The sequence below is a fragment of the Catenovulum sp. 2E275 genome, from assembly GCF_025515275.1.
In the GTDB taxonomy this organism is placed as follows: domain Bacteria; phylum Pseudomonadota; class Gammaproteobacteria; order Enterobacterales; family Alteromonadaceae; genus Catenovulum.
Window position 1 is genome coordinate 1 of the sequence record NZ_JAOPFU010000084.1, and the last position, 5,734, is coordinate 5,734.

The 5,734-nt window shown below is 38.9% G+C and carries 5 protein-coding genes and 4 tRNA genes; 6 read left to right on the forward strand and 3 right to left on the reverse strand.

All coding sequences use genetic code 11. From position 1 onward, the window contains the following. The 6 genes from N7931_RS18890 to N7931_RS18915 all read left to right on the forward strand — a co-directional run. The coding region (locus N7931_RS18890; protein WP_262795900.1) for a hypothetical protein at positions 1-202 on the forward strand (202 nt) is incomplete at its 5' end. A gap of 140 nt (positions 203-342) precedes the next feature. Beyond that, on the forward strand, positions 343-1,620 hold the full coding sequence (locus N7931_RS18895) for a hemolysin family protein (protein ID WP_262795901.1): 1,278 nt from the start codon (positions 343-345) through the stop codon (positions 1,618-1,620). 191 nt (positions 1,621-1,811) lie between these two features. Further along, positions 1,812-1,888, forward strand: a tRNA-Met gene (locus N7931_RS18900). 6 nt (positions 1,889-1,894) lie between these two features. Then, positions 1,895-1,979, forward strand: a tRNA-Leu gene (locus tag N7931_RS18905). A gap of 4 nt (positions 1,980-1,983) precedes the next feature. Then, positions 1,984-2,058 (forward strand) — tRNA-Gln (locus N7931_RS18910). Positions 2,059-2,087: 29 nt separating this feature from the next. Continuing rightward, positions 2,088-2,162, forward strand: a tRNA-Gln gene (locus N7931_RS18915). 73 nt (positions 2,163-2,235) lie between these two features. Here the strand turns inward: N7931_RS18915 and N7931_RS18920 are convergent. The 3 genes from N7931_RS18920 to N7931_RS18930 all read right to left on the reverse strand — a co-directional run bounded on the left by N7931_RS18920 (position 2,236) and on the right by N7931_RS18930 (position 5,443). Then, entirely contained in the window at positions 2,236-2,661 is a 426-nt protein-coding gene (locus N7931_RS18920; RefSeq protein ID WP_262795902.1) for a hypothetical protein, read from the reverse strand. An 8-nt stretch (positions 2,662-2,669) separates the two neighbouring features. Further along, the gene (locus N7931_RS18925) at positions 2,670-3,836 is read right to left on the reverse strand and encodes an FAD-dependent monooxygenase (RefSeq protein WP_262795903.1); all 1,167 of its coding nucleotides are present in this window, start codon (positions 3,834-3,836) and stop codon (positions 2,670-2,672) included. A gap of 89 nt (positions 3,837-3,925) precedes the next feature. After that, positions 3,926-5,443, reverse strand: coding sequence for a YifB family Mg chelatase-like AAA ATPase (locus N7931_RS18930; RefSeq protein ID WP_262795904.1), 1,518 nt, complete (start codon positions 5,441-5,443; stop codon positions 3,926-3,928). Positions 5,444-5,734: the final 291 nt, after the last annotated feature.

Below are 5,734 nucleotides of genomic sequence, written 5' to 3' on the forward strand. Positions count from 1 at the left end.
ATTTCAGCCGGAGAAAAAAATGCATGAGACAAGACAAATTGTTGTAGGTATAGTCGCTCTACATCAAAACAATTTGGCGCAGTATCAGGCATTTTTGGCCCGGCCCTTCGGGAGCTTCACAGCGCTTCCACTACTGCGTCATATTGGTTTGAAAGGTGCCTACATTCCTTCACCAATCTGTTTTGTATTGAAAGCGCTGTGATAGCTCTGAAACATGTCTCTTGAGGTTGCACGGGTATATAAAAAATATCTTCAAAATTAATAGCTCAAATACGATTGCTGCGCTAAATTATCCGCGAAGTTTTAGCTCTTATTTTCCCATGTTCGGGATTAGGAAAAACCATGACAGATTTAGCCGCCATTTTATTATTAATTGTAATTAGTGCTGTATTTGCAATGTCCGAAATTGCAATGGCTGCCGCGCGTAAAATTAAGCTGCAAGTTAAAGCCGATGAAGGCAGTTTAAAAGCGCAATCCGTATTAAATTTACAAGAAAAGCCGGGCGCTTTTTTTGCGATGATTCAAATTGCCTTAAATGCCATTGCCATTTTAGGCGGGATAATCGGCGAAGCGGCATTAACCCCTTATATTGCCGAGTTAGTGAGCTACTTTTATCAAGGCGAATATTTAGAAAATGTCAGTTTTGTATTGTCTTTTATTTGTATAACCGCACTTTTTATTCTGTTTGCCGATTTATTGCCAAAGCGTATTGCAATGATAATGCCGGAATCAGTCGCAATCATATTTGTAACCCCAATGCGCTGGGTAACGATTGCACTTAGCCCTTTTGTTGCTGTATTTAATAGTTTGACCAATTTATTTTTGCGCATTTGTAAGTTGCCGTCAGAGCGTGTCGATATAGTCACCACTGAAGATATAGTTGCCACCATGGAAGCCGGAGCTGAACACGGCAGCTTACAACAGCAAGAATATCAACTTATTGAAAACGTATTTGAACTAGAAAACCGAACACTAGCCAGTGTGATGACTCCCAGAGATCAAATTATTTATTTTGATTTAGAGGAAGCAAGCGAACAAGTTACACAAAAGATTATTGATAATCCGCATAATCATTTTTTGGTATGTAGCCAAAATCTGGATAACTTAAAAGGCATAGTGGATTGTAAAGATATTTTACGTTTAGTTTTAAAAGGCGAACCTGCTACCGTAAATAGCGATATTTTAGATACTGACGTATTTTATTTACCGGAAACTCTCAGTTTATCTGATGCACTCAACGCATTTAAACTGGCATCACAACCTTGTGCGGTAGTGGTTAATGAATATGGTGTGATTGTTGGTTTAGTGACAGTTAAAGATTTATTAAGCAGTTTTATGGCACAATTAATTACTCCGCTGGATGAAGAATTAATAATTAAACGGGATAATAACTCTTGGTTAATTGATGGTTTAACCCCGATTAGTGATGTGGCTAAAGTGCTGAGTTTGGATGAATTTCCAGATAAAAACCAATACGAGACCATTGCCGGTTTTATTTTATATAAATTAAAACGTTTGCCGAAAAAAACGGATTATGTCATTTACGCTGGTTATAAGTTTGAAGTCATTGATTTGCAAAATGTCAGAATTGAGCAAATTCTGGTGAGTCCGGTGAAGTAAATATTGGCTTTTAAATTAAGCCCAACCCCTGACAAAGCCTGATTAGTTTAATTAATGAACAAGCTTTGCTGGTTTTTTATCTGTTTAAATAAAAAATACAAAAAGAAGTGAAATTCTTTAAAAAAAGGGGTTGACGAGTACAGGGCAGATAAGCATAATACGCGCCACTTGCTGAGAGGCAAGTGTCAAGTGGCTACATAGCTCAGCTGGTTAGAGCACAGCACTCATAATGCTGGGGTCGCAGGTTCGATTCCCGCTGTAGCCACCATTAAATGCGGACGTGGTGGAATTGGTAGACGCGCTGGATTTAGGTTCCAGTACCGAGAGGTGTGAGAGTTCAAGTCTCTCCGTCCGCACCATTGTTGGGGTATCGCCAAGTGGTAAGGCAGCGGGTTTTGATCTCGCCATTCCTAAGTTCGAATCTTAGTACCCCAGCCATCTTTCCTCTCCAAGTTATCCTTTTTTGCTGGGGTATCGCCAAGTGGTAAGGCAGCGGGTTTTGATCTCGCCATTCCTAAGTTCGAATCTTAGTACCCCAGCCATTTTCTTTTATTTCTTCTGTTTTATATAATCCTTTATTTTAATCTTCCTCTTAAATTCTAAAGCTAAAATCTATTATTTATCTTTTTCATATTTTAATAATGTAATTCTTTGTCTTATCTGAACAATTTTACATTGTCTAAAAATATTAGCAGCTTCAGCACTGCCTTGGTTGGCAAAAAATAAACTACGGCAATACGATTCAATATATTGTTGATAGTATTTATTTGCTCTTTTTAATTCGTACATTGCAGCATCGACTTGCGGGCCGCTGGCGCTGGCTGAAATTTTATTTTCGGTTTGTAATATCCAAGATTCTAGTTCTCGTTCAACTTGCTTAACCGCTTCATCTAAACAAATTGAATAAGCTGTTGCCTGCGTTTGTTGCTGTTTGCAGTTATCTAGTAATGGAGTTGCTATTTTGTCTGTATTTGCTTGTGCATTGGGCAAGCTGATAACTGAGATAGCTAATAAAGGTAACAGTTTTTGAAAAATCGCCATTTTCTTCTCTAATTAATTTTCCCCAATGCTTGTTTTAAAATCAGTTGCTTTAACGGTTGAGTATATTCAACTAAATTCATTGCCTGATTTCGTAAAAAGTTAAGCAGTGGATTTTGACTAGCAAAGGCATAAAAAATAATATCCATCATGCCACTCATACTCTGAACGTCTGCGTTTCTTTGTCGTTGATATGAGTGCCAAACTCGCTCTGACTGAAGTTCAGTTAAATTGTTCTGGTGCATTTTAATTATTTTTGCGAGTTTTGCTATATCTCTAATGCCTAAATTTACACCTTGTCCAGCCAAGGGGTGAATTGTATGGGCGGCATCGCCCACCAGAATTACCCCATTTTTAGCGCTTTGGCTAACCGACATTTTTTGTAATGGAAAGCTGGCGGATTCTAATAGTGTAAATTCAGGTAAATTATTCGCAAATAAGCTTTTAAGCTGGATTTGTTGATCTTGTTGGTTTTTAGCCGATAGTTTACGTATGTTAGCCGGTGTTTGATACACAATAAGATTGGCATAGTTTTGGTAAAGCGGGAGAAATGCAATTGCCCCGTTTTGATTAAAGCTTTGCCAAGTTTGCAGCATATTAGCTGGTTGGGTTAATTGAATTAACGCACTGTAGCAGGCTTGATTATATTGCCAGCCTTGTTGTGCAAAGTTACAAAATTTACGGATATTGGATTGTGCACCATCGGCTGCAATGATTAATGTTGCACTAACATTTTGATTTTCAATTAATTTTAAATGCCAACGAGCTTGTTCAAACTGACAACTGAGAATTTGATCTTCGATGACAGTAAACGGGTTTTGTTTAAGCGCTGCAGCTTGTAAATGGTTATTCTCAACAAAGCAGCCTAGATTGTCTATCATCAAATCTTTTGCGTAAAAGTGGCATTGGCTTTTGCCCGCTTCATTTACGCTAAGCTGATTATAATATTGTAATCGTTCAGAATTTAACTGTTGCCAAATCTGGTGATCTGTTAACCAGTCAATTGAGCCTTTACTGATAGAAGATACTCGAATTTTCGGCTGGTTTATTGTGTCATCAAAAGCGGTAATTTTTTTATCAATTAATAAAACAGATAACTCTGTATCGGCAAGCGATGCGGCTAAACTCGCCCCAACCATGCCTGCACCCACTATGATTATGTCGTATTGTTGAGTCATAAGATTTGGCTTAACCAATCATCCAGTTTGAACGCTAATAACTTAACTTTACCATAGCCGTTAATGTGGGCTAAGTAAAAATTGTTAAATTAATGCCGGTGTAAATTTAGTAGTAGCCGATCCATTGCTCGATAGCCTAAAGCTTGCGCCAGATGCGTTTTATTAATTTGTTCAGTTTGTTTTAAATCGGCAATGGTGCGTGCTACTTTTAAAATTCGGTGGTAAGCACGAATTGATAAACCCAGCTTATCAATTGCAGTTTCTAAAAAGTCCGCATCTTGTGGGCTTAATTTGCAATATTTATCTAATTCTCGGTTATTGAGCTCTGCGTTGAGTTTGTATTGGCGTTGGGTTTGAATATGTTGTGCTGCAATCACTCTTTGTTTAATAACCTCACTACTTTCGCCGCGTTCAGACGTTTGTTGCAATGCCCCTTTAGGTAAACGGCTAACTTCAATTTGTAAATCAATTCGGTCTAAAAACGGGCCTGAAATTTTATTTAAGTAACGCAGCATTTGATCGGGTGTTGAACGCATTTTTTCATCGTTATAATGGCCACAAGGCGACGGGTTTAGTGCTGCAATTAATTGAAATTTAGCCGGAAAATCTACTTGTCTGGCCGCTCGGCTAATCGTCACTTTGTGTGTTTCGAGTGGCTCGCGTAATACATCTAACACTTTGCGATCAAACTCAGCAAGTTCATCTAAAAACAAAATGCCATTATGCGCCAAGGATATTTCACCCGGCTTAGGATTACTGGAGCCGCCAACCAATGCAACGGCAGAGCAGGTGTGATGCGGGCTTCTGAAAGGCCTGATTTTCCAGTTTTCTATGTTTGCCGCTTTACCAACAATTGAATGAATGGCGGCGGTTTGTAGTGCTTGAGCTTCACTCATTTCTGGCATTATGCTGGCTAAACGCTCTGCAAGCATGGTTTTACCCGTTCCGGGTGGGCCTAACATTAATAAATGGTGTCCGCCCGCAGCACAAATTTCGAGTGCTTGTTTGGCATGTTGCTGGCCAATCACATCCTGCATATCAATTGAGTAATTTTTATGGGCAGTATTTTGCTGGTGAGCCATTAAAGGCAAAACTTGCTGGCCGGATAAATGATGATAAACATCGATTAACTGGTTTGCCGCGATGACTTTGGCCGATTTTATATGGCTGGCTATTTCCGCATTTTTAGCTGGCAGTACTGCAACTCTGTTTTCTTTTGAGCAAGCCATGGTAAGTGGAATTTCACCAATAATTGGCCTTAACTCACCCGATAATGCCAACTCTCCAGCAAATTCATATTGCTCTAGTTTGTCAGTTGGTAATTGTCCGCTGGCAGCTAAAACCCCTAATGCGATTGCTAAATCAAAACGGCCACCTTCTTTTGGTAAATCGGCGGGTGCTAAATTGATGGTTATTTTTTTATCGGGAAATTCAAATTTGCTGTTAATAATAGCGCTGCGTACTCGGTCGCGTGATTCTTTTACTGAAGCTTCGGGTAAACCAACGATAGCAAAGCCGGGTAATCCGTTTGAAATATGGGCTTCAACCGTGACAAGTGGGGCATCTATTGCAATTCTGGCGCGGCTATATATGATGGCTAAAGACATTAATATCCCTAAGTTTTTTTTAACCAAAATTTAGGTTATTGTTGCGAAAGTTTATCTTATATTGAAGCAGATGCTTATAATTTAGCCAGTTATTTATACCTATTATCAATAAGCTGTAACCTGAACAGGTTAGGCTGGGTAAATAATTAAGAGCATTAAATTAAATAAATGGCCGTTAAGATTATACCCGTGCTATCTCAAGATGCTTGATTTCAGCCGGAGAAAAAAATGCATGAGACAAGACAAATTGTTGTAGGTATAGTCGCTCTACATCAAAACAATTTGGCGCAG